The 23,157-nt window shown below is 69.2% G+C and carries 24 protein-coding genes; 8 read left to right on the top strand and 16 right to left on the bottom strand.

Translation table 11 applies throughout. The annotated features are described in order from the left end of the window. Positions 1-7: 7 nt before the first annotated feature. On the bottom strand, positions 8-1,222 hold the full coding sequence (locus tag P3102_RS04115; RefSeq protein WP_276366647.1) for a cytochrome P450: 1,215 nt from the start codon (positions 1,220-1,222) through the stop codon (positions 8-10). 214 nt (positions 1,223-1,436) lie between these two features. Between P3102_RS04115 and P3102_RS04120 the strand changes: the two genes are divergently transcribed. Beyond that, entirely contained in the window at positions 1,437-2,075 is a 639-nt protein-coding gene (locus tag P3102_RS04120) for a TetR/AcrR family transcriptional regulator (RefSeq protein ID WP_276366648.1), read from the top strand. 266 nt (positions 2,076-2,341) lie between these two features. On the opposite strand, the gene P3102_RS04125 is transcribed toward P3102_RS04120, so the two are convergent. Genes P3102_RS04125 through P3102_RS04145 form a run of 5 tightly spaced genes read right to left on the bottom strand, consistent with a single transcriptional unit; the run spans position 2,342 to position 7,430 of the window. Further along, positions 2,342-3,208 carry an aldehyde dehydrogenase family protein gene (locus tag P3102_RS04125; RefSeq protein WP_276366650.1) on the bottom strand — a complete coding sequence of 289 codons (867 nt, stop codon included), beginning with the start codon at positions 3,206-3,208 and terminating at the stop codon, positions 2,342-2,344. Further along, positions 3,201-4,634: an aldehyde dehydrogenase family protein gene (locus tag P3102_RS04130; protein ID WP_276366651.1), complete on the bottom strand. Its 1,434-nt coding sequence runs from the start codon at positions 4,632-4,634 to the stop codon at positions 3,201-3,203. The genes P3102_RS04125 and P3102_RS04130 overlap by 8 nt, the downstream gene beginning before the upstream one ends. Positions 4,635-4,637: 3 nt before the next feature. Beyond that, the gene (gene deoC, locus P3102_RS04135) at positions 4,638-5,612 is read right to left on the bottom strand and encodes a deoxyribose-phosphate aldolase (protein ID WP_276366653.1); all 975 of its coding nucleotides are present in this window, start codon (positions 5,610-5,612) and stop codon (positions 4,638-4,640) included. A 19-nt stretch (positions 5,613-5,631) separates the two neighbouring features. Beyond that, entirely contained in the window at positions 5,632-6,801 is a 1,170-nt protein-coding gene (locus P3102_RS04140; RefSeq protein ID WP_276366655.1) for a serine hydrolase domain-containing protein, read from the bottom strand. A 20-nt stretch (positions 6,802-6,821) separates the two neighbouring features. Further along, positions 6,822-7,430 carry a DUF1707 domain-containing protein gene (locus tag P3102_RS04145; RefSeq protein WP_276371613.1) on the bottom strand — a complete coding sequence of 203 codons (609 nt, stop codon included), beginning with the start codon at positions 7,428-7,430 and terminating at the stop codon, positions 6,822-6,824. A gap of 105 nt (positions 7,431-7,535) precedes the next feature. On the opposite strand from P3102_RS04145, the gene P3102_RS04150 reads away from it, so the two are divergent. Together P3102_RS04150 and upp are read left to right on the top strand one after the other, a co-directional pair. Next, positions 7,536-7,991, top strand: coding sequence for a protein-tyrosine phosphatase family protein (locus P3102_RS04150; protein ID WP_276366656.1), 456 nt, complete (start codon positions 7,536-7,538; stop codon positions 7,989-7,991). A 5-nt stretch (positions 7,992-7,996) separates the two neighbouring features. After that, positions 7,997-8,620 (top strand): uracil phosphoribosyltransferase, encoded by a 624-nt coding sequence (gene upp / locus P3102_RS04155; RefSeq protein WP_276366657.1) that lies wholly within the window; start codon positions 7,997-7,999, stop codon positions 8,618-8,620. A 202-nt stretch (positions 8,621-8,822) separates the two neighbouring features. On the opposite strand, the gene P3102_RS04160 is transcribed toward upp, so the two are convergent. Next, positions 8,823-9,419, bottom strand: coding sequence for a TetR/AcrR family transcriptional regulator (locus tag P3102_RS04160; RefSeq protein ID WP_276366659.1), 597 nt, complete (start codon positions 9,417-9,419; stop codon positions 8,823-8,825). Positions 9,420-9,504: 85 nt separating this feature from the next. Here P3102_RS04160 and P3102_RS04165 point away from each other — a divergent pair, with 85 nt between their 5' ends. From P3102_RS04165 to P3102_RS04175, 3 genes are read left to right on the top strand one after another with little or no spacing between them, the layout of a single operon-like run. Further along, entirely contained in the window at positions 9,505-9,906 is a 402-nt protein-coding gene (locus P3102_RS04165) for a MerR family transcriptional regulator (protein ID WP_276366660.1), read from the top strand. Next, a complete protein-coding gene (locus tag P3102_RS04170) occupies positions 9,903-10,886 on the top strand; it encodes an aldo/keto reductase (RefSeq protein ID WP_276366662.1) in 984 nt (327 codons plus the stop codon). The genes P3102_RS04165 and P3102_RS04170 overlap by 4 nt, the downstream gene beginning before the upstream one ends. A 25-nt stretch (positions 10,887-10,911) precedes the next feature. Further along, positions 10,912-11,913: an aldo/keto reductase gene (locus P3102_RS04175; RefSeq protein WP_276366663.1), complete on the top strand. Its 1,002-nt coding sequence runs from the start codon at positions 10,912-10,914 to the stop codon at positions 11,911-11,913. Positions 11,914-11,958: 45 nt separating this feature from the next. On the opposite strand, the gene hisS is transcribed toward P3102_RS04175, so the two are convergent. The 7 genes from hisS to P3102_RS04210 form a co-directional block, all read right to left on the bottom strand. Then, positions 11,959-13,245, bottom strand: a complete 1,287-nt coding sequence (gene hisS / locus P3102_RS04180) for a histidine--tRNA ligase (protein ID WP_276366665.1) — start codon at positions 13,243-13,245, stop codon at positions 11,959-11,961. Positions 13,246-13,346: 101 nt separating this feature from the next. Continuing rightward, complete coding sequence (locus tag P3102_RS04185) at positions 13,347-14,546, bottom strand: amidohydrolase family protein (RefSeq protein ID WP_276366667.1); 1,200 nt, start codon at positions 14,544-14,546, stop codon at positions 13,347-13,349. After that, the gene (locus tag P3102_RS04190) at positions 14,543-15,676 is read right to left on the bottom strand and encodes an MAB_1171c family putative transporter (RefSeq protein WP_276371614.1); all 1,134 of its coding nucleotides are present in this window, start codon (positions 15,674-15,676) and stop codon (positions 14,543-14,545) included. Before P3102_RS04190 ends, P3102_RS04185 begins: the two co-directional genes overlap by 4 nt. After that, on the bottom strand, positions 15,673-16,194 hold the full coding sequence (locus P3102_RS04195; protein WP_034304696.1) for a hypothetical protein: 522 nt from the start codon (positions 16,192-16,194) through the stop codon (positions 15,673-15,675). Before P3102_RS04195 ends, P3102_RS04190 begins: the two co-directional genes overlap by 4 nt. Beyond that, positions 16,191-16,583, bottom strand: a complete 393-nt coding sequence (locus tag P3102_RS04200) for a helix-turn-helix transcriptional regulator (RefSeq protein ID WP_276366668.1) — start codon at positions 16,581-16,583, stop codon at positions 16,191-16,193. The genes P3102_RS04195 and P3102_RS04200 overlap by 4 nt, the downstream gene beginning before the upstream one ends. A gap of 386 nt (positions 16,584-16,969) precedes the next feature. Then, positions 16,970-17,422, bottom strand: a complete 453-nt coding sequence (locus P3102_RS04205; protein ID WP_276366670.1) for an NAD(P)H-dependent oxidoreductase — start codon at positions 17,420-17,422, stop codon at positions 16,970-16,972. A 1-nt stretch (position 17,423) separates the two neighbouring features. Next, a complete protein-coding gene (locus P3102_RS04210; RefSeq protein WP_276366671.1) occupies positions 17,424-19,070 on the bottom strand; it encodes a phospho-sugar mutase in 1,647 nt (548 codons plus the stop codon). Between the two features lie 29 nt (positions 19,071-19,099). Here P3102_RS04210 and P3102_RS04215 point away from each other — a divergent pair, with 29 nt between their 5' ends. Then, entirely contained in the window at positions 19,100-20,257 is a 1,158-nt protein-coding gene (locus tag P3102_RS04215) for a glycosyltransferase (RefSeq protein ID WP_276366673.1), read from the top strand. Positions 20,258-20,321: 64 nt separating this feature from the next. Here P3102_RS04215 and P3102_RS04220 read toward each other — a convergent pair whose 3' ends face one another. Next, positions 20,322-21,107, bottom strand: a complete 786-nt coding sequence (locus P3102_RS04220) for a purine-nucleoside phosphorylase (protein WP_276366674.1) — start codon at positions 21,105-21,107, stop codon at positions 20,322-20,324. Here P3102_RS04220 and P3102_RS04225 point away from each other — a divergent pair. After that, on the top strand, positions 21,106-21,273 hold the full coding sequence (locus P3102_RS04225; protein ID WP_276366676.1) for a hypothetical protein: 168 nt from the start codon (positions 21,106-21,108) through the stop codon (positions 21,271-21,273). The two genes, P3102_RS04220 and P3102_RS04225, sit on opposite strands and share 2 nt — an antisense overlap. Here P3102_RS04225 and P3102_RS04230 read toward each other — a convergent pair. Beyond that, a complete protein-coding gene (locus P3102_RS04230; RefSeq protein ID WP_276366678.1) occupies positions 21,270-23,042 on the bottom strand; it encodes a serine/threonine-protein kinase in 1,773 nt (590 codons plus the stop codon). The two genes, P3102_RS04225 and P3102_RS04230, sit on opposite strands and share 4 nt — an antisense overlap. Between the last annotated feature and the right edge of the window lie 115 nt (positions 23,043-23,157).

A 23,157-nucleotide genomic window follows, 5' to 3' on the forward strand; every position in this document is an offset into this window, starting at 1 on the left:
GATCCTCCTACCAGGTGACCGGAAGGGCGTGGAGGCCGTAGATCGACGAGTCGTGCTTGAACGGCAGCTCGTCGACCGGAACGGCGATCCGGATGCCCGGAATACGCTTGAACAGCGTATCGAACACGATCTGGAGTTCCATCCGCGCGAGATTCTGGCCAAGGCACTGATGCACGCCGAACCCGAACGCCACATGGTGCCGCGCGCCGCGTTCGATGTCGAAGGTGTCGGGGTTCTCGAACCCGTCCGGGTCGTGGTTGCCCGCGTTGCTCAGGCCGACGACGCCCTCACCCGCGCGGATGAGCGTGCCGCCGATCTCGACGTCCGCCGTGGCGACACGTGAGGTGGCGATCTCCGCGATGGTGAAGATCCGCAGGAGTTCTTCGATCGCGGGCAGGGTCTTGTCCGGGTCCGCCTTGATCTTCGCCAGCTGGTCCGGGTTCTCCAGCAGGGTCACCGTGCCGAGCGAGATCATGTTCGCCGTCGTCTCGTGCCCGGCGATGAGCAGCAGGAACGCCAGGCCCACGAGTTCGTCGTGGTCCTCCTCGCCCGCTTCCCGCTGCTTCAGGATTTGACGGCCGAGAAGATCGTCTTCGGTCGCGTCCGCTTCCTTCTTGGTGACGAGTTCGTCGAGATAGTGCTCGAGTCGCTCGAACGCGGTCATCCGTTCTTCGGCGGTGACTTCCCGGCTGAGCATCTTGGAACTGCAGGCCTGGAAGAAATCATGGTCCGCATACGGGACACCGAGCAGTTCGCAGATCACCAAGGACGGGACCGGCAGGGAAAGCGCCTGAACGAGGTCGGCGGGTCGGGGACCGGCGAGCAAGGCGTCGATGTGCTCGTCGACGATCTGCTGGATCCGCGGCTGGAGCGCTTTCATGCGTTTGACGGTGAATTCGCCGACCACGTCCCGCCTGGCCCGGCTGTGTTCAGGCGGGTCCATCGCGATGAGCGACGGGCGGAACGGCTTGTCTTCGCGGCGGATCTGCCGCGCGACCATCATCGGGAACGAAGGATTCTGCCGGTCGGAGCTGAAATGCGGGCTGCTCAGCATTTCGCGGATGTCCTCGAGCCGGGTGAGTGCCCAAGCCGTCTGGCCGGACGGCAGGCCGACCCGGGAAATCGGACTTTCCGCGCGAAGCTTCTCGTATTCGGGCGGCGGCGAAAACGGGCATTTCCGTTCCAGCGGCAAGGTCGCGGTGGTTTCCTCGACGTCGGTCATCGGGTCGTCCTTCCCCAGGTGTCGGGTGGCTCGGGCGGTAGCGGACAGGGAACCCCAAAAGATATGCGGATGGTTTCATTCCGCTTATGCCACCAAGGTACTCAAGCGGAGACAGGTCGTCCACTCGCGAAGGAGTGGTTTCCCGGAGCACGTGAGGGGCATGTCCTCACGTGCGAGAATCACGGCCCTGAAGGACCTTCGAGAGGCGAGGATCATGACTGCCGACCCCGAGACCCGCTTGCGCGCCGACGCGCGCCGGAACCGGGATCAGATCCTGGCCGCCGCGAGAGCCATCTTCGCCGCCCAGGGCGCCGAGGTCCCGATGGAGGAGATCGCACGCTCGGCGGGCGTCGGCGTCGGCACCCTCTACCGGCGCTTCCCGGACCGGGACGCGTTGATCCGGGCGGTCGCCGTCGACAACTTCGACCGGGTGCTCAGGGACGCGAAAGCCGCGAGGGACCAGGAGTCCTCCGACTGGGACGCCCTGATCCGGCTCCTGCACCAGTCGATGGAACTCCAGCTGAGCATCCAGCTCGCGATGGTGTCGCCCCGGGCACTGGTGATCCTGAAGAGCGACCCGGCGATCAAGGCCCTGCGTGACGAGCTGGTCCTGGTGATGGACGCCTTCGTCCGGGGCGCGCAGGCGGAGGGCAGGCTCCGGACGGACGTCGGCACGGGTGACGTCGCCATCCTGTTCGCGACGTTGCTGCGGCAGATGCCGGGCAAGGGCCAGGAGGTCGCGCGGATGGCGGCCCGGCGCTGCATCGGGATCATGATCGACGGCTTGCGGGCCGCCGAGGCGAGCGAGCCGCTCCCGGGCCGGGCCTTGACCGGCGCCGACCTGGATCCGTGAATCCGTGAAGCCGTCGCCCCGGGGTGGGCCCTCTTCGCCGAGCAGCTCCCGCCGCGACAGCCGGCACGGCTTACTTCCGGCAGTACATGAAGGCACCCTTCCTTGCGCCTAGCGCGAGGAAGGGTGCCTTCATGTACTGCTTCAGGTCTGGCGGGCGTGTCCGCGGGCAGCCCAGCCGGAGTGCTATGCCACTTTGACCGCGCCCTCGGCGTGTACATGAAGGGCCTCTACGTAGTCCAGGGTGTCCAACTGTCCGAATCGGGTGGTCAGACGCCCAGCGGATGCCAGACGGTCTTCGCTTCCAGGTACCGCCGCAGCCGTGCGATGTCGGCGTCGGCGGTCCAGTCCGGTTCGACGTCCGGGACGGTCAGGACGCGCTTCACGGTGCCTGCGGCATCGCGCGCCAGGTCCGCCCGCGCGGCCGGCTCGGCGCCCGCCGGGTCGAGGGCGTTGACGTCTCCGTGCGAAGCCAGCCACGAGCCCAGTTCCGCCGCGCGACCGGTCAGGATGTTCGCGACCCCGCCGGGCAGGTCGGAAGTCGCCAGGACCTCCGAAAGCGTGATCGCGGGCAGCGGCCGGTCCGCGCTGGAGACCACCACGGCCGTCGAACCCGTCGCCAGCACCGGCGCGAGCACGCTCACCAGGCCGAGCAACGACGACCGCTGCGGGGCCAGCACACCCACCACCCCGGTCGGTTCCGGGACGGTGAAGGAGAAGTACGGACCGGCGACCGGGTTCGCGCCACCGAGCACGGTCGCGATCTTGTCCGTCCAGCCCGCGTACCAGACCCAGCGGTCGATCGAAGCGTCCACAAGGGACTGTGCCTTCTTCGCCGCGATGCCTTCGGACGCGGCGACCTCCGCGACGAACTGCTCGCGGCGGCCTTCCAGCATCTCCGCGACCCGGTACAGCACCTGGCCGCGGTTGTACGCGGTCGCCGCCGACCAGCCACCGAAAGCCTTGCGGGCGGCGGAAACCGCGTCGCGGACGTCCTTACGGGACGCGTGCGAGGCGTTCGCCAGGAACTTGCCCTTGCTGTCGGTGACCGGATACACCCGGCCCGACTCCGAGCGCGGGAACTTGCCGCCGATGTAGAGCTTGTAGGTCTTCGCCACCGAAATACGGTCAGACATCGAGGTAGGCCTCCAGTCCGGTGCGGCCGCCTTCGCGGCCGAAACCCGACTCCTGGTAGCCGCCGAACGGCGCGGCGGGATCGAAGCGGTTGAACGTGTTGGCCCAGACGACACCGGCTCGGAGCTGGTTCGCCATCCACAGGATGCGCGAGCCCTTCTCGGTCCAGATCCCGGCGGAGAGCCCGTACGGCGTGTTGTTCGCCTTGGTGACCGCCTCGTCCGGCGTGCGGAAGGTCAGCACCGAAAGCACCGGCCCGAAGATCTCCTCGCGGGCGATGCGCATCGACTGCTGCACGTCGGAGAACACCGTGGGAGCGAAGAAGAAACCGCGTTCCGGCACCGGGCACGGGCTGGTCCAGCGTTCCGCGCCTTCGGCGTCGCCGGACTCCACGAGGCCCTTGATCTTCGCGAGCTGCTCGGCGGAGTTGATCGCGCCGACGTCGGTGTTCTTGTCCAGCGGGTCGCCCAGCCGCAGCGTCGAGACGCGGTAGCGGAGCTTCTCGAGCAGCTCCTCGGCGATCGATTCCTGCACCAGCAGGCGCGAGCCCGCGCAGCAGACGTGGCCCTGGTTGAAGAAGATCCCGTTGACGATCCCCTCGACGGCCTGGTCCAGCGGAGCGTCGTCGAAGACGACGTTCGCCGCCTTGCCGCCCAGCTCCAGCGTCAGCTTCTTCGCGGTGCCCGCGATCTGACGCTGGATGGCCTTGCCGACCTCGGTCGATCCGGTGAAGGCGACCTTGTTCACGTCGCCGTGGCCCACGAGCGCGGCGCCGATGTCCCCGGCACCGGGCAGGATGTTCACCACGCCGGGCGGGAGTTCGGCCTGCTGGCAGATCTCCGCGAACACCAGCGCGGTCAGCGGCGTGGTCTCCGCGGGCTTGAGCACCACGGTGTTGCCGGTGGCCAGCGCGGGCGCGATCTTCCACGCCAGCATCAGCAGCGGGAAGTTCCACGGGATGACCTGGCCCGCGACGCCGAGCGGCTTCGGGTTCGGGCCGTAGCCCGCGTAGTCGAGCTTGTCGGCCCAGCCCGCGTGGTAGAAGAAGTGCGCGGCTGCCGTCGGCACGTCGGAGTCGCGCGCTTCCTTGATCGGCTTGCCGTTGTCGAGGCTTTCCAGCACGGCCAGCTCCCGCGACCGTTCCTGGATCAGGCGCGCGATGCGGAACAGGTACTTGGCGCGTTCGGAGCCCGGCATCTTGGCCCAGACGCCGTTGTACGCCTTGCGCGCGGCCTTCACCGCGGTGTCCACATCGGACACCGACGCGGTGCCGACCTCGGCGAGCACCTCTTCGGTGGCGGGGTTGATCGTCTTGAGCGGCTCACCCGAGCCGTCGACGAATTCGCCGTTCACGAACGGCCGGTACTGCGGTTTGAGGTTCGCGAGGTCGCGCGATTCGGGCGCGGGCGCGTACTCGAAGATGCCCATGGGTCAGTCCACCGTCACGTAGTCGGGACCGCTGTAGTGGCCGTCGGCCTGGGTGCGGCGCTGCAGCAGGAGGTCGTTGAGCAGGCTGGACGCCCCGAACCGGAACAGATCCGGGGTCAGCCACTGCTCGCCGGCGACCTCGTGCACCGCGACCAGGTACTTGATCGCGTCCTTGGTGGTCCGGATGCCACCGGCGGGTTTGACGCCGCGCAGTTCACCGGTCTGGACGAACCAGTCGCGGACGGCCTGCAGCATCACGTGCGTGACCGGCAGCGTCGCGGCGGGCGAGACCTTGCCGGTGGAGGTCTTGATGAAGTCGCCGCCCGCCAGCAGCGCGAGCCAGGACGCGCGGCGGACGTTGTCGTAGGTGGCCAGCTCACCGGTTTCGAGAATGACCTTCAGGTGAGCGTCGCCACAAGCGGCCTTGATCGCCTGGATCTCCTCGAAGACCTCCAGGTAGCGGCCTTCCAGGAAGGCGCCGCGATCGATCACCATGTCGATTTCGGCGGCTCCGGCGTCGACGGCGATCTTCGTGTCGGCCAGCTTGACCTCGCGGCTCGTGCGGCCTGCCGGGAAACCGGTGGCGACACTCGCCACGTGGATGCCGGTGCCGCGGAGCGCCTCGACAGCCGTCTCGGCCATGTCCGGGTACACGCACACGGCCGCGACCCGCGGGGTGTCCGGGCGGTCCGGATCCGGCCGCATGGCCTTCGCGGCGAGCGCGCGGACCTTGCCCCGGGTGTCGGCGCCTTCGAGGGTCGTCAGGTCGACCATCGAAATGGCGGTGTCGATGGCCCAGAGCTTGGCGGCCTTCTTGATGCTGCGCGTGCCGAGTCCCGCCGCCCGCTGCTCGACGCCGACCTGGTCGACGCCAGGCAGCCCGTGCAGGAACCGGCGCAGGCTCGCCTCGTCGCGAGTCGCGTCCGTCAGCGGCGACGGGGTGGCCGTCGCCGCTGACGAGCTGGTCGTAGCTGTCATACGGGTGAGTGTAGGCGGCCTACAGGCTGGGCACCGGGGGCTGGGCGGCGGCCAGCGCGGGCAGCGCGGGCAGCACCGGCGCGCAGAACTCGGAGATCATCGGGAGCTGACGCTTGAGCGCGGCGTCCGGTGAAGCGGTGATGTCCACCGTGGCCAGCGTGGAGATGTTCTTGCCGGAGTCGTCCTGGAAGCTGAGGGTGGCGAAGCCCGGCAGGTCGCCGCCGTGGCCCCAGATCGAGATGTCCTCGGCGCAGGCGCCTGCCGTCTTGAGGTTCAGCTTCATCAGGCCGAGGCCGTACTCCATGCCGCCACCCACCGGGACCGTCTTCTTCATCTGCGCGAGCAGCTCCGCGGGCAGCAGACGCCCGCCGAACAGCGCCTCGAAAAAGCGGTTGAGGTCCTTGCCCGAGGACACCATGCCGCCCGCGCCGAAGTAACGCGAGTAGTTGTAGGTGGTGACGTCGGTGAGGCCACGCGGCGCGTCGTACAGCTGCTCGTAACCACGGGCGGCCGGGCGGATCAGGAACGGGAAGTCACGGGGGAGCGAGGTGTCGCGCAGGTGCAGCGGCCCGGTGACGCGCTCGGCGAGCGCGCATTCCAGCGGCTTCCGGGTGATCTTCTCGACCAGCAGACCGAGGACGTTGTAGCCGGTGTTCGAGTACGCCCAGCTCGTGCCGGGTTCGAACTGCAGCGGCTGCTTCGACACGCTCAGGCGGATCTGGTCGTCGCTGTCGAAATGCGCGAAGCGTTCGGTGTCGACCTCCGGACCGGACGCCCAGGTGTCCTCGGTGGCCAGGTCGCGCGGGAGGCCGCTGGTGTGCTGCAGCAGCTGGCGGACGGTGATCGGCTCCGGATACGGCAGCAGCCCCGGCAGATAGCGCCGCACGGGCTCGTCCAGCCCGACGCGCTTCTCGGCCACGAGCTGCAGGACCAGGGTCGCGACGAACACCTTCGACACACTCGCGATCCGCCACCGGCCCGACGCGTCGGGCTTACCCGGCCGGTCGATGTCCGCGACGCCGCTGACGCCACGGAATCCGTCGGAGACGGCGACCATGCCGGGGATGCCCGCGGCGATCGCCGCGTCCATCGCGGTTTGGCGTGGATCGGTCTTCCCGGCCGCCGCCGCCGGGAAGGCGGTGACGGAAAGCAGTGCGGCACAAGCGATCGCGACGATACTTCGGCGCATGTGATGACCCCCGGTCCAAGTCAGGCTTCCAGTTCGGATACGTCCTTCTTACGCGGTTTCCGCTTCACGACGACACCACCCCAGAACGCCAGGCCGGTGATCTTCACCGTCGGCGCGGTCGGCGGCGCCGGGGGCGTCCCGGCGCGATCCTCCAGCTCGAAGGCACCCATGAAGCCGATTCCGGTGACGTCCACGTTGATGTCGTCGGGCACGATGATGTCGATCCCGCCCATGATCGCGACCGCGGTGATCGTCGAATGCTTCTCGGCGAACCGCGCGTGCCGCAGATCGAGCTCGGCGCCGCCCCAGAACGCGAAGCTGTTGTGCTGCGAGGGAACGACCCAGCTGCCCTTGCGCGACGCGCCGGACATGACGGCGATCGACGCGCCGGAGCCCGGATGCCCGCCGATGCGATCGTCGGGCAGGCCGAGCGCGCGCGACGCGGACGGCTGGATCGCCGAACGGGACTGCGGCAGATCCGCGGTGACCGGCTTGAGGTCGCCGACGGTCTTGGCCGCGTAGACGATGGTGAGCCGTTCCTCCAGCTCGTTGATGGTGATGCGCCCTTCGGACATCGCCGCGTGCAGCACCTGCGCGACCTGCTCACGGTCGGCGTCGGAGATGCGCATCTGTTCGGGGCCCGGCAGGGCCGGCTCTTCACTCACCCGCAGGAGCCTAGCGCCGACGGGAAGGCCGAGCGTCCGACTTGTGGTCGACACTGGCATCATCCGGTGATGGGGAACGCACTACCCGGCGCCCTGGAGCTGCCGGATGGGATGAAGGTACGTGGACGGGGCCTGGGTCGTCCCTGGCCAGAGGGACCTTCACCGGAATTCGGACTGTATTTGGGCGGCGCGAAGCTGCGCCGCAAGCACGAGCACAAAATGGACTGGGAACGGGCGTGGATCCGCTGGCCCGACTTCCTCCTGCCGGCGGACTGGGCGGAGGCGCGGCACCGGATCGTCGACCTGCACACCCGGGCGGCGGCGGGCGAAGCCGTCGAGGTCGCCTGTTACGGCGGAGTGGGGCGGACCGGCACGGTGCTGTCCTGTCTCGCCACCCTTTCCGGGCTGAGCGCCGACGAGGCGGTGGCGTGGGCGCGGGCCAACCACGACAAGCGTTCGGTGGAGATGCCCTGGCAGCGCCGTTGGGTCGGGTGGTTCGCGCGGCAAAACCGACGGCTAAATTGACCGGCATGGATGTGCACGTCGTTGATCACCCGCTGGCCAAGGCCAGGCTCTCCACCATGCGCGACGCGCGCGCCGACAGCGCCGCCTTCCGCGCGGCGCTGCACGAACTGACCGTCATGCTGGTCTACGAAGCCACCCGCGACATGCCTGTGCGGATCGAACGGATCCACACGCCGGTGGCCCGCACCGACGGCTACGCGCTGGCGAGCCCGCCGTTGCTGGTGCCGGTGCTGCGCGCCGGGCTCGGGATGGCGGATCAGGCGCACAAGCTGATCCCGGACGCCCAAATGGGTTTCGTCGGCCTCGCCCGCGACGAGGAGACGCTCAAGCCGACGCCGTACCTGGAGTCGCTGCCCGAATCGCTCGCCGACCGGCCGGTGATGGTGCTCGACCCGATGCTCGCGACCGGCGGCTCGATGGAGTACACGATCCGGCTGCTCACCGATCGGGGCGCCACCGACGTCACCGCCATCTGCGCGCTCGCCGCGCCCGAGGGCATCGAGCACCTGGAGAAGACCGGGCTGCCGCTGCGGGTGGTGACCGCGAGCATCGACGAGCGGCTGAACGATTCCGGCTTCATCGTGCCGGGCCTCGGGGACGCGGGGGACCGGCAGTACGGGGCCGTCTGACCCGCCTTCACCGCCGGTCACTCTCTACGGATCGCGTTCTGCCCGCTAAACGCGACGCGCTCACCGGGGGACGGGTCGCAAGAGTCCGTGAAGGTCTCCTTGAGGGACTCTGGGTCCCTCAAGGAGACCTTCACGGACTGTCGACCGACGTGAACGCGCCGCCGGGCCAGCGCAGTCGGCCGGCCGGACCGCGTTCAGCCCGCTAAACGCGGCGCAGCCAGCCCGAGGCGTTCGCCCGCAGCGCGGTTTCGTAAGCGGTGCTCACGGTGAACTTCTCCGGCAGGTTCCCGTTCAGCTCCAGCGACACCAGCCCGTGCACGAAGCCCCAGCACGCCACGGTGACGACCTCGGGCGGCAGGTCGGCGAAGACGCCGTCGGCGATGGCCTCGCGGATCGTCTCCTCCAGCGGTGCCATCGTGGCGCGAGCCTGCTCGGCGGTCTCGTTCGCCGGTTCGAAACCCGGTACCGACTTCGTGAACATGATCGCGTAGAGATGCGGATCGGCCAGCGCGCTTTCCCGGTACGCGACGCCGAGCCGCACGAGGTCCTCGACCGGGTCGCCGCTCAGGGTGACCCGGGACATCCGGACGCCGAAGCGCCGGAAGCCCTCGGCGAAGAGGGCACCGACGAGCTCGGTCTTCCCGCCGAAGAGTGAATAGACCGCGGTGGTGGACGTGCCGACGTCGGCGGCCAGTTTGCGGAGACTCAGTGCCTTCGGGCCGTCGGCCGAGATGAGCTCACCGGCGCGGTCCAGTAGTTTCAGCCGGAGACTCTCGTCGTGCGTCTTGGGGCGGGGCATGCCGGCCAGGGTAACGCAACGCTGTTATCAATCGCTCGGATTCGCGGTTGACCTGGAGCGCACTCCAGGTCGTAGTGTCGTTCGCATGAGCTACTCGATAGCGGAAGCCGCGCGACGTAGCGGACTGTCCATCGACACTCTCCGGTACTACGAGCGCATCGAACTCGTCGAGCCCCCGGCGCGGGACGCCGCGGGGCGCCGCGCCTACACCGACGACGACCTCGGGTGGCTGGGGTTCCTGACCAAGCTGCGCTTGACCGGCATGCCCATCAAGCGGATGCGGGAGTACGCCTCCCTGCGCCACCACGGGGCGGCGAGCGCGGGGCGGCGCAAGGCGATCCTCGTCGACCAGCGCGAATCGGTCGCCGACCGGATCGCCGAGTTGCAGACCTGTCTCGACATCCTCGACTACAAGATCGACCACTACGACCAGGTGGAGCGCAAGGTGCTCGGCACCGGTGCCACCGTGGAGGGAATTTCAGCGTGATCAGCACCAGAAGGCTCGGCGGCCTGGAGGTCGGGGCGCAGGGGCTCGGTTGCATGGGGATGAGCCAGGCTTACGGCGTCCGCGACGACGACACGGAGTCGATCGCCACCGTCCACCGCGCCCTCGAACTGGGCGTGACCCTCCTCGACACCGCGAACGTCTACGGCGCCGGAGCGAACGAGGAGCTGGTCGGCCGCGCGATCGCGGGCAAGCGGGACCAGGTCGTGCTGGCGACCAAGTTCGGCATCGTGTGGGACAAGGACGGTGGGATGTCCGCTCGCGGTGACGCGGCGTACGTCAAGCAGAGCTGCGAAGAGTCGCTTCGACGGCTGAACGTCGACCACATCGACCTCTACTACCAGCACCGGGTCGACCCGGACACGCCGGTCGAGGAGACCTGGGGCGCGCTCGCGGAGCTGGTGAGCGAGGGGAAGATCCGCTACGCCGGGATCTCCGAAGCCGGTGCCGGCACGATCCGTCGCGCGCACGCGGTCCACCCGGTGACGGCGCTGCAGAGCGAATGGTCCCTGTGGACTCGCGGCATCGAAGGCGAGATCCTCTCGACCGTCCGCGAGCTGGGGATCGGCGTCGTGCCGTTCTCGCCGCTGGGCCGCGGTTTCCTCACCGGCAGCGTGACGTCGGTGAAGGACCTGCCGTCGGACGACATGCGCCGCGGGCTGCCCCGGTTCGCCGAGGGCAACTTCGAGCGCAACATGGCGATCGTCGAGGCGCTGCGCGCGCTGGCCGAGCGGAAGGGCGTCACCGCCGGGCAACTGGCGCTGGCCTGGGTGCAGGCCCAGGGCGACGACGTCGTGCCTATCCCGGGCACCAAACGCCGCAAGTACCTCGAAGAGAACGCCGCCGCGGCGGAGCTGGAACTGTCCGAAGCGGACATCGAGGCCATCGAAAAGGCCGCGCCCGCCGAGGCGATCGCCGGTGAGCGTTATCCCGAGCGGTTCGCCCGCGCCGCCGGTAAGTGACACCGAAAGAAGGGCGAGAGAGATCATGACGGGTTCCACCCTGCCCACACGCGGGCTCGGCACGCTGGAAGTCGGCGCGCAAGGGCTCGGCTGCATGGGCATGAGCGAGTTCTACGGCCAAGGTGACGACACCGAATCGATCGCGACGATCCATCGCGCGCTCGAACTGGGCGTCACCCTGATCGACACCGCCGACATGTACGGTTTCGGCCGCAACGAGGAACTGGTCGGCCGCGCGCTGGCGGGCAAGCGGGATCAGGTCGTGCTGGCGACCAAGTTCGGCATCGTGCGTGACGAGGCCGATCCCTCGAAACGCGGGATCCGGGGCGACGAGTTCTATGTGCGCCAACAGGTCGAGGCGTCGCTTCGCCGGTTGAACGTCGATCACATCGATCTCTACTACCAGCACCGCGTCGACCCGGACGTGCCGATCGAGGAGACCGCGGGCGCGCTGTCGTCGCTGGTCGAACAGGGCAAGATCCGGCACGTCGGGCTGTCCGAGGCCGGTCCGGAGACGATCCGGCGCGCGCACGCCGTGCATCCGGTGACGGCCGTGCAGACCGAGTGGTCGCTGTGGTCGCGTGACATCGAGAACGAGGTCGTCCCGGTCTGCCGTGAGCTCGGTATCGGACTGGTGCCGTATTCCCCGCTGGGCCGCGGTTTCCTCACCGGCCGCTTCAAGTCCAAAGAGGACTTCGCGGAAGGCGACTTCCGGCAGACGACGCAGCCGCGCTTCGCCGAAGGCAACCTGGAGCGGAATCTGGCGATGGTCGAGGCGCTGCGCGCGCTGGCCGAGCGAAAGGGCGTCACCGCCGGGCAGCTCGCGCTGGCCTGGGTGCAGGCGCAGGGTGAGGACGTCGTGCCGATCCCGGGGACCAAGCGGCGTAAGTACCTCGAAGAGAACGTCGCGGCCGTCGGTCTGAAGCTGACCGCCGAGGACGTGGCGGCGATCGAGGAGGCGGTACCGGCCGACGCGGTCGCGGGGGAGCGCTACCCGGAAGCGGCCATGCGCCTGCTGTCACGCTGAACACGGCGAAGCCGGCGCCCGGTCAGGGGCGCCGGCTTCGCCGTGTCAGAGCAGGGAAGTGACCGCCGGGACCACGCCGTCGAGGGCCACCGTCCGCTGCTCGCGGGTCTCGAGACCGCGGACGGTCACGTTCCCGGCGTCCCAGTCCTCCTGGCCGACGATCACCACGGCCCGCGCCCCGGCCTTGTCGGCCCGGGTGAGTTCCTTGCCCAGCTTGCGGAGTTCGACGGGTGTCGACGTGCGCAGACCGGCCTTCCGCAGCCGTCCCGCGACCGCGCGCGCGGCGTCCGTGAGTTCCTCGACCACCGGGATCACCGCGACATCGACCTCACTGCGCGGCTTCGGGGTGAGGCCGTGGGTGTCGAGGAAGTCGATCAGCGTGACGTCGCCCATGCCGAAGCCGATCCCGGGGATCTGCTGCGACGTGAACAACGACGCCAGGTCGCTGTACCGGCCGCCGCCGAAGAGGGCACGGCGGTTCTCCGGCGAGGTGTCGAAGACCTCGAACACGGTCGACGTGTAGTACGCGAGCCCGCGCACGATCATCGGGTCGAAGGTGATCAGGTCCGCGGCGCCGCTGTTGAGCACCTTGACCAGGTTCGAGTTCTCCTTGACCTGCTCCGGCAGCTCGTCGAGCAGAGCCGCGCCGGACGACAGGGTCTCGGTCAGCTTCCGGAACTGCTTGTCGGTCAGCCCGATCTCGGCCGCGAGGTCGCCGAGTTTCGTCCGCTCCGACTTCTCCCAGCGGTCCACCAGGGTGAACACCCGCGGGAGCTGCTCCGCGGTCACGCCGACGATGTCGGTGAGCGCCGACGAGAGCAGGTTCCGGTCGTTGGCCCGCACCTGGAACAGGTCCGGGGTCGCCCCGAGCGCGCTCATCATGTCGTGGACGAGCTCGAAGATCTCGATCTCGCAGTTCGCGCTGTCCGAACCGAAGATGTCCGCGTTGATCTGCCAGTGCTCGCGGACCCGGCCACGTTGCGGCCGCTCGTAGCGGTGGCAGTTCGGGTGGCTGTACCAGCGCACCGGGAACTGCAGCGACTTCGCGTTTCCCGCGATCATCCTGGCGACCGACGGCGTCATCTCCGGGCGCAGCGCCAGCCGCTCGCCGCCCTTGGTGGTCAGCGTGTACAGCTGCTGGTCCGCGATCTCCTGTCCGGACTTCCGCTCGTAGATCTCGGCGGGTTCGAGGATCGGCCCGTCGTAGCGGAGGAAACCGCGCAGTTCGAGCACGTCGTAGAGATGACCGAACACCTGCGTCCGGACGGACATCTCGGCGGGCAGGAAGTCGCGGGTCCCCTTGGCGGGGGCTGTCGGCAGGTATTCAGGCACGTCAGCAAGCTTAACGAGCCGTTTCCACCGCTTTCCTCAGGGGAAGGCCACGCCGTACGCGGCGGTCGGATCCGCCGCCCAGGCAGGACGGCTCCGGGGTGCTAACCCGAAACACCACTCACGACCACTCCGCGCGCAAGGACCAGCCGGACGTTCCGGAGCGCGGAAAGATCGGCGAGCGGATCGCCGTCCACCACCAGCACGTCGGCGCTCAGGCCCGCGGCGAGCCGCCCGGTCACGTCGCCGAGGCCGAGGCCGGCGGCGCTGTCCTCGGTCGCGATCTCGAGGATCCGGCGTCGTCCGAAACCGAGCCATTCGTAGAGTTCGAGAGCGCCGACGGGGTCGTCGAAGACCGAACCGGGCAACCCGGCGTCCGTCCCCGCCAGGAGTGGGACGCCCAGTTCCTCCAGCCAGGAGAGGCGGCCGTAGACGGTCTTCGCGAGTTCCTCGCCCATGCGCTCGGCCAGCATTCGCCAGTTGCGGCTGCTCGTCGAACACGCCGCGATACCCTCGGCCGCCATCCGGCGGGCGACGTCTTCGCGCCTGTCCTGCCGCTGCGGCCCGGTCAGCCACGTGCAGTGCTCGATGGTGCGGACGCCCGCCTCGACCGACGCTTCGATCGCGTCGGCGCCGTGGGCGTGCGCCGCGACCGGAAGCCCGTGGCGCGCCGCGTGTTCGACGATCACGCGCAGCGCCCGGACGTCGAACTGCGACTCCCACATGTCCGCGCCGCCCTCGGTGATCTGGCCACCGCTGGCCATCACCTTGATCACGTTCGCGCCGGCGGCCGCGTCGGCGTCGATCAGAGCCCGGATCGCGGCGTCGTCCGCGACCTCGCCACCGAAGAAATGGCAGTGTCCACTAGGGACGGTCAGCGGAGTGCCCGCCGTCAGCAGACGGGGAGCGGCGACCCGTTCAGCCGCCAGCTCCGCGCGGACCCGCGCGCCCAGCGCGTCGCGATCTCCGAGGTCTCGCACCGTCGTGACGCCGCTGCGCAACAGCTGTCCCAGCCGGTCTTTGGCACCTGCGCGCAGCGCTTCGTCTTCGCTCGCCAAGAAGTTCGGCAACATCTCGTGCGTGGCGTCGAACGCTAGGTGCACGTGGGCGTTGAACAGCCCGGGCAGCAAGGTGGAGCCCGGGAAATCGAGCCTTTCGGCGTCCGGTGCCGCCCGCGGGGCGACTTCGGCGCGAAGACCCGCTGCAAGGACGCGGTCACCCTCGACGAGAACGGCGCCGTCTTCGAGAGGTGTGCCCGGGCGCGGCAGGATCCGGCTCGCCGTCACCAGCAACTGCGCTGTCATGGTGTGCTCCCGGAGACGGCGGCGGAGAGGGCGAGCAGCGGCCGCACGTCGGATTCGATGTCCGCGGCGCCGCCGGGAAGCACGAGCTTCGCGCGCCCGTCGGTCTCTTCACCCGCCGTCTGCCGGGCGATCGCCGTCTTCAGCGCCTCCGCGGCCGCGCGGGGATCGTCGGCGGCGAGCGCGGTCAGATCGGTGTCCAGATAGGGGCTCAGCTGGACGAGCCCGTCGCGGATCTCGATCACGCGGCGGTAGTACCGGCGGTGGACGGTGCGCGGGCGCCACCGCTCCCACCGTCCCTGCGGCGTGGTCCGGAGCACGATGTTCGGGTAGACCCCGGCCAACGCGGTCCACAACGGGGTGAGCTCGTCGTGGTGGCGCTGGTGCTGGCGGCGGCGTCGCAGCGCGGCGAACCGCGCGCGGACACCCGGATAGGTGACCCCGGCGAGGAAGAGCACGCTTCCGAGGAGCACCAGCGGAACGGCGACGGTGAGCAGAAGCGGGATCGACGGCCCGAACGCCCACGCGATCACGATGTACAGCGCGCGGAAGACACTGCCCACCGCAAGGCAGATCAGCCCGGCGGCACCGAGTTTCAGCCCGGTCTTCAGATGCCGGTCCGCCGCGCGGACGTACCGGAAGATCCACCAGGCGCAGGCGGCGAGGCCGTAGATCAGGTAGCTCCCGGCGCCCAGGTAGAACAACGCCACGCCGGGCTCGTGCACGAGCTTCGGGCTCAGCGCGAGCCCTCGCACCCCCGGCGGGGTGATGGCCATCGCGACCAGCATCAGCGCGATCGCGCCGGAGAGCGGGATCAGCTCGAAGAGCACCCGTCCCGGCCGGCGCGGTCCCAGCTCGGAACCGAGGAACACGATCAACAGCGCGCACACCCCGATGGCGAGCAGGATGTTGTTGACCAGGCGTCCGGTGCCTTTGCCCGTCAGCCCGTCCAGCCAGCCGGAGACCACCTTCTGCTGGGCGAGGAAGGAGCCGGCGACGCAGACGATCGTGACCGTGATCGCCCAGTTCGGCAGCCGCCGGGGCGCCCGGTACGTCTGGTAGATCCGCCAGGCGAGCGCGGTCGCGAACAACACCATCGCCACGACGTTGAGCGGGGAGAACAGCGAATTCACAGCCACCCTTGATGGTCGCCCAGCGCGCCTTGGACACGGCGGACGTCATCGTCGTCGGCGCGACGGGGAATCGTGTAGTTCAAGACCGACGCCCATTCGAGGATGATGGTCGCCACGGTCTCGGCTTCCCATTCGTGCGCCTCATCGTAGGAGGTGCGGCGTAAAGCGCGGTGTACCGCGTCGCTGTCCAGACCGGTGGCCGGGCCGCGCAGGAAATCGGCGGGTTCGGCGTCGCCGCCGGGATGGTGATCGGCGAGCATGTGCCCGAGTTCGTGCAGGATGATGTGGTCTTGATGAGACTTCGTGGTCTCCTGCTGGAAGAAGATGTAGTCCGCCGAACCGGTGGCGATCCAGCAGCCGAAGGGACCCGGCACCTCCAGCGGATACGGCATCAGCCGGATCGGCCTGCCCCGCTGCTCGCCGAGCCGCTCGCAGAGCACGCCGACGTCGAGCGGTGGTTCGATGTCGAGCTTGTTCAGCATCTTGCGGCAGCGTTTGCGGAGTTCCCGTTCCTTCATCGGCTTTCGCCCGGCTGGTCGCGTTCGGCGCGTTCGTACCGTTCGACGAGTTCCAGCAGGTCCATGACCTGACGCCGGCCTTGCGGGGAGAGTTCCTGCGCGCGCATGGCCATGAGCTTCGCCTCTCCGACGGGGTGCGGTTCCTGATCTTCGAAGAAGTAGGTGATCGGTACCCCGAACAGTTTCGCCAGCGCTTCGACGTAGTGGATCTTCGGATTGACGCGTTTGCCCGTGGCGAGCTGCTGGAGGTACGCGGGCGACATGGTGGGCCCGCCGGCGCGATCGATCGCCGCGGACAGCTCGCGATAGCTGTGCGGGGCGCCTTCGTTCGCGCGCGCCGAATCGATCAGCGCGCTCAGTTTCTGGGCGAAGGTCTGGTACGGCGACATGACCCCCCATCCGTTCCAAGGTCCTGTTCCGTGGTCGGAGTGTAACGCGATCCGTCCTGTCCGCAGCTGTTGACAGGCTATGTATGCAGTGGTTTACAGTTGTCAAGCGGTTTCGTTCCGTGTTTCGGCCTCTCGCTCCGGAATCCGTGCCCTGGGGGTGCACGGACACCGGAGTGAGAGGCGTTTTTCCGGGCGGGTGCACAAGATCGTGCCGGATGTAGTACGCTTAGGCAGCCAAGGTTGATCGCCGTCACGGCGAACCCTTGGCCTAGGCCTGTTGCCGGAGGTCGACCCCCAGGGCTTCCGGTGACAGGCCCCTTACTTTTACAGGGCAATTCGTCATCTGGTCGCGTATGCGCGACCAGATGACGAATTGCGTGGAGGGATCAGGGCATGAGCGTGGCGGCCAGGGTGCCGCCCAGTTCGAAGCAGGCTTTCAACTCCGCTTTGCCCGGTTTTCCGGTGACGAGCACCGGAGAAGCCGCGCTCTCCCAGCCGAGTCCGGTGGTGATGCCCTCGATTCCGCGCACGGTGCCCGAGGTGTCGTTGTCGCCGTGCACGAAGAACCCGAACGGCCGTCCGCGCGTGGAATCCAGGCACGGGTAATAGACGGTGTCGAAGAAATGCTTCAGCGCGCCGGACATGTAACCCAGATTCGCCGGGGTGCCGAGCAGGTAGCCATCGGCATCGAGGACGTCGGGCACGGTCGCGCCCAACGCCGCGCGGCGCACCACGTCGACGCCCTCGATGTCCGGATGGTTCGCGCCGGAGAGCACGGCCTCGAACATCTCCTGCGTCGAGGGCGACGGCGTGTGGTGGACGATCAGCAACCTCGGCACGTCAGGTCAGCCGGGACTCGATGTCGGCCCGGACCGCGGCCAGGCGTGCGTCCGCCGCGGCGCGTGCGTTGGCGAGATCGCCGGACACCGGCTCCTTCACCTGGAGATACGCCTTCAGCTTCGGCTCGGTTCCGGACGGCCTGATGACGACGCGCAGGCCTTCGCCGGTCAGGCGGAGGACGTCGGCGTCGGGCAGGAGGTCTTCCATCGTGACGTCGCCGCCGCCCAGCGACGCCGGGGGAGCGCCGCGCAGCCCGGCCATCAGCCGCTCCCGCACCGACAGATCGGTGACCCGTAGCGAGACCTGATCCGTCACGTGCACTCCGTGCTTCACGGCCAGTTCGTCGAGGACGTCCAGCGGTCCGCGGCCCGCCGCGCGCAGGGAAGCGGCCAGCCCCGCGGCGAACACGGCGGCGGAGATGCCGTCCTTGTCGCGCACGAAACCGGGGTTCACGCAGAGACCGAGCGCCTCTTCGTAGGCGAACACGAGGCCTTCGCCCGCGCGGACGAGCCATTTGAAGCCGGTCAACGTCTCCGCGTAACGCGCTCCGAACTCCTTCGCGATCTCGCCGAGCATCGACGAGGACACGATCGTCGTGGCCACCAGCGGATCCGTGCCGACGGTTTTGTCCACAGTGGACAGAATGTGCCAACCGAGCAGAACACCGGTTTCGTCACCGCGCAGCATCCGCCACGAACCGTCCCGCTCGCGCACGCCCAGCGCGCAGCGGTCGGCGTCGGGGTCGAGCGCGATCGCCAGCTCCGCGTCCACTTCGGACGCCAGCGCCAGCAACAGATCCGTCGCGCCCGGTTCCTCCGGATTGGGGAAGGCGACCGTCGGGAAGTCGGGATCGGGCGTGGCCTGCTCCGCGACCAAGTGGAGATCGCCGAAACCGGCGCGGTCGAACGCCGCGCGCAAGGTGTCCGCGCCGACGCCGTGCAACGCCGTCGCGGCGACCCTGACTTCGCGCTCCGGGCCGCGTGGCAGAAGCGCGACCTTCGCGAGATACGCGTCGCGGAGCTCGTCGCCCAGCACCTCGGCGCCCGGCTCCCGCGGCACGCTGATCGCCGGGAGGGCGGCTTCGATGGCCCGCTCGATCTGACCGTCCGAGGGCGGCACGATCTGGCCGCCCGAGGCGTCGTAGAGCTTGTAACCGTTGTCGGCGGGGGGATTGTGCGACGCGGTGATCTGGATCCCCGCGACCGCGCCGAGTTCCAGGACGGCGAACGCGAGCACCGGGGTGGGCAGCGGACCGGGGAGCACCTTCACCACGAATCCGGCGGCCGTCAGCACCTCGGCGGCGGCCTTGGCGAAGGCTTCCGAACCGTGCCGCGCGTCGCGGCCGACCACCACGACCCCGCCCGGATGCCCTTGCGCGACCAGCCAGGCCGCGACCCCGGCCGTCGTCCGGGTGACGACCGCGACGTTCATCCCGTTGGGGCCCGCCCGCACCGGGCCGCGCAGCCCGGCGGTGCCGAATTCGAGCGGGCCGGCCATCCGGTCCGCGAGTTCGTCCGCCGCACCGGCTTCGCCGCCCATCGCGCGGGCGAGGATGTTCTGCAGTTCGACGCGGGAATCGTCGTCCGGATCGTCGGCGATCCAGCGGAAGGCCCGATCCCGGAGATCCGAGGTCAAGGAAGTCGTCACCGAGTCAGCCTACGGGTACGTTGGGGAGGGTGCGCTTGATCTTCACTTCTCTGGTGAGTCATGGTCATCTCTATCCCCTACTACCGCTCGCCGTCGCCGCTCGTGACGCCGGGCACGAAGTCGTGTTCGCCACCGGTGACGACATGCTGACGACCGTCGAAAAGGCCGGTCTGGCCGTGGAAAGCGCCGGATTCGGGATACGGGAGGCGTTCGAGTCGGTCGCCGGGCCCGACGCTCTCAAGCCCCACGCCTCCGACACTCCGCCCGAGTCGTTTCATCCCATTATCGGCGAAGTGTTCGGGAATGTGCTGCCTCGGCGGTTCGTCGCCGATCTCACGCCGTTGCTGGAGCGGCAACGGCCCGATCTCGTCGTCTACGAAATCGGCAACGCCGGGGGCGCCATCGCCGCCCACCTCGCCGGCATTCCCGCGATCGGGCACGGTTTCGGCCGCTTCTCCCCGGATGACGTCTTGGACGTCATGTACGGCCGCCTCGGGGAATTCGCCGCGGAGGTCGGATTCGAAGGCGTGAACCTGCCGTCCTTCGGCGATCCTGTCGTCGACATCTGCCCGGAATCGGTGCAAGCGCCGGAGTTCCTGGCCGAAGCGAACCGGATCCCGCTGCGTCCCGTCGGCTGGGCCGAACCGGGAGACCTCCCGGCGGGCGTGGTCGGCCGGGACAAGAGCCGTCCGCTGATCTACCTCACCCTCGGGACGGCCTTCGGCGACGAAAACGTGTTGAAACGGGCCATCGGCGGTCTCGCGCGGCTCGACGCGGACGTCCTCGTCGCGGCGGGACCGACGGTGGATCCGGCGGCGCTGGGCGAACTCCCTGGCAATGTCCGGGTCGAGGTCTGGGTGCCGCAGGTCGATCTCCTGCCGTACGTCGACCTCGTGGTCCACCACGGTGGCAGTGGGACGACGCTGGGTGCCTTCGGCGCCGGGCTGCCCCAGCTGGTGCTGCCGCAGGGGGCGGATCAGTTCACCAACGCCGAAGCCGTCGTCGCGGCCGGGGTGGGCACGCGGCTGATCGGCGCCGACGTCGTCGAGGATCTCATCTCCGAACAGGCGCGCGAGCTGCTCACCGACGAAACGGTGCACGGCACGGCGCGGAAGCTCGCCGACGAGGTCGCCGCGATGCCTTCGCCCGCGGAGGTCGCACTGCGATTGCCCGAGTTCGCCGGCTGATATGGATGCGGGCAGGCCCCCTTCTCCGCTCAGCCGGGGGAAGGGGGCCTGCCCGCGCGAAGTCTCAGGCGCGGGCGACGAGTTCCTTGAGCAGGGTGCCCATGCGGGTGGCCGACTGGCGGCCCGCTTCGAGAACCTCTTCGTGGTTCAGCGGCTCCCCGGTCATCCCGGCCGCCAGGTTGGTCACCAGCGAAAGCCCGAACGCCTCCACCCCGGCGGCGCGGGCGGCGATGGCCTCCAGCACCGTCGACATGCCGACGAGGTCGGCGCCGAGCGTCCGCAGCATGCGGATCTCCGCCGGGGTCTCGAAATGCGGTCCGGTCAGCCCCGCGTAGACGCCCTCTTCCAGCGAAGGGTCGATTTCGCGCGCGATGTCGCGCAGCCGCTTCGAGTAGAGATCCGTCAGGTCGACGAAGTGCGCGCCGACGATCGGCGAACGCGCGGTCAGGTTCAGATGGTCGGAGATCAGCACCGGCTGTCCGACCCGGAAACCCTCGCGCAGGCCGCCCGCGGCGTTGGTCAGCAACACCGTCCTGGCGCCCACCGCCGCGGCGGTGCGCACGTTGTGCACGACCGGATCGATGCCCTTGCCCTCGTAGAAATGCGTGCGACCCAGCAGGATCAGCGCGCGTTTCCCGCCGACGCGGACCGACCGGACGGTTCCCCCGTGCCCGACCGCGCCCGGCGCGACGAATCCGGGCAGTTCGCCCAGCGGGATCTCCGCCTCGGGCTCCCCGATGACGTCCGCCGCCGGGCGCCAGCCCGAACCGAGCACGACGGCGATGTCGTGCTTCTCGACGCCGGTGCGCTCGGCGATGGCGGCGGCCGCCGCGACCTCGTTCTCACTCATGCGACGAGCGTATCCGGACGGCTCGCCCGAGCAGGAACGCCACCGGCCCGAACGGGGACAGGAAGAGGGTGAGCGCCAGGAGCGGGCCGGTCGCCAGTGGGTGAATCCGGTGCTCGCGGGATTCGAGGTGCATCCAGCGCGCGATGACCAGGTCGAAGGGGGCTAGTCGTCGATGACGAGCGAAAGCGCGACGGGCTCGAAGATCGCCGTCTTCGCGGAGTTCTCCTGCTCGATCGGCGAGGTCACCGAAAGGATCCAGAGGTCCGTGCCTTCGCTGAACAGGTCCATGTACGTCGTGCGGGTGATGCTCTCGTTCGCGGAGTCCCGGTTCCCGGTGGCGCGCTCGGTCGTCCGGTAGGTGTACCGCTGGCTGTCGTCCCCCCGGCCGGGCACGGTGGTGGGCTCGCCGATGAGGGCGATCTCCGGATGCTGGCTCTTGAGCCAGCTGAGGTAGGCGGGCGGCGAGCTGCTCGACAGGAAACCGTTCAGCCGCTCGAGCCGGATGGCCTGGCGGCCGTCGGGCGAGACGTACTGCACCACGGTGCTCGGTGTCCCTCTGGTGACGTGCGGGGCGACGAACTTCTGCCAGCCCTCCGGGACACCGATGCTGAACCGGCCGCCCTTGAGACCGTTCACCGTGCTGGCGTCACCTTGCTGCGTGATCAGTTTCGGCGGCGGCCGAGTGACGATCGTGTCGCCCTGCTGCACCTTCTCCGGCGGCCGCAGCTCCTGCCCGCCGGCGGTCCTGGCCAGCACGAACCCGCCGCCCGCGGCCAGCAGGAAGAGCACGATCGACGCGAGCGTCAGCACCACGATGGCGGCCGGCGACCGGCCCGGCCGGCGAGGTGGCGGCGGGGAGACGGTCGGCATCGGCGCGAGTTCGGCCGGAGGGGACGGCGCCGCGGCGGGCTGGTTCAGGAACGGCAGCGGACCGGGGTCGGCGGCGAGTGCCGAACTCGTCCCCTCGCCCGGCTTTTCCGGCTTGACCGGCTTGATCACCTGGGTGTCGGTCGCGTCCAGATGCGCGGTGGTCTTCTTGCCGTCGGGCGTGTGGAACAGCTCCGCGGGGAAGAGGTCGATGAGTGTCTTGGCCTGCAACGGGTACAGGCGGCGCCGCACCTCGCGCAGCGTGATCCGCTTCGACGGCTCCTTCTTCATGAGCGCGCCGATCACGTCGGCCAGCGGACCGGGGCCGGGTTTCGGCACCTTCCCGTTGACGACCTTGCCGACCGTTTCGAGCGGGTCGCCGTCGGCGTCGTAGGGCGGCGAGCCCTCGATGGCGGCGAACAGCGTCGTGCCGAGACCCCACAGGTCGGCGGCGGGAACGACGGCGCCGCCGGAGGCGACCTCCGGTGCGATGTAGGCGGGGGAGCCCAGCATCATCCCCGTGCGGGTCATGGTGGCTTCGGAGACGTTGCGCGCGATGCCGAAGTCGGTGAGCTTGATGCGCCCGTCCCCCGCGACCAGGACGTTCCCCGGTTTGACGTCACGATGGGTGATCCCGGCGGCGTGCGCGGCTTCGAGCGCGGACGCCACGGCGATGCCGACGGCCGCCGCCTGCTCGACCGTCAGCGGCCCGTGGTCGCGCAGGATGTGCGCGAGGCTGCGCGACGGCAGCAGCTCCATGACCACGAACGGTTCGTCGTTCTCGCGCGCGACGTCGTGCAGGATGATCACGTTCGGGTGACTCAGCACGGCGATCGCGCGGGCTTCGCGCAGGGTCCGTTCGCGCAGTTCGTCGGCCTGCGAGGCCGGGACGCCGGGCGGGAGGCGGACCTCTTTGACCGCGACCGGACGGTGCAGGAACTCGTCGTAAGCCGACCAGACCGTGCCCATCGACCCTGAGCCGATGACCGAGCGCAACCGGTATCGCCCGGCGACTACACGCTTCTCGTCGCCGGGACTCTCGCTGGGCTCGGTGGTGTCGGACGGCACGGCCCAATTGTGGCGTATGCCCGCGTGACGGCCCTATGCGCCGTGCCCTGTCGGAGTGAACAGGCCACCCCTTCGGCGCGACTAGCGTCACAGGTAACGCCACTTGAGGGCCGTT

This window comes from Amycolatopsis sp. QT-25 (assembly GCF_029369745.1).
In the GTDB taxonomy this organism is placed as follows: Bacteria; Actinomycetota; Actinomycetes; order Mycobacteriales; family Pseudonocardiaceae; genus Amycolatopsis.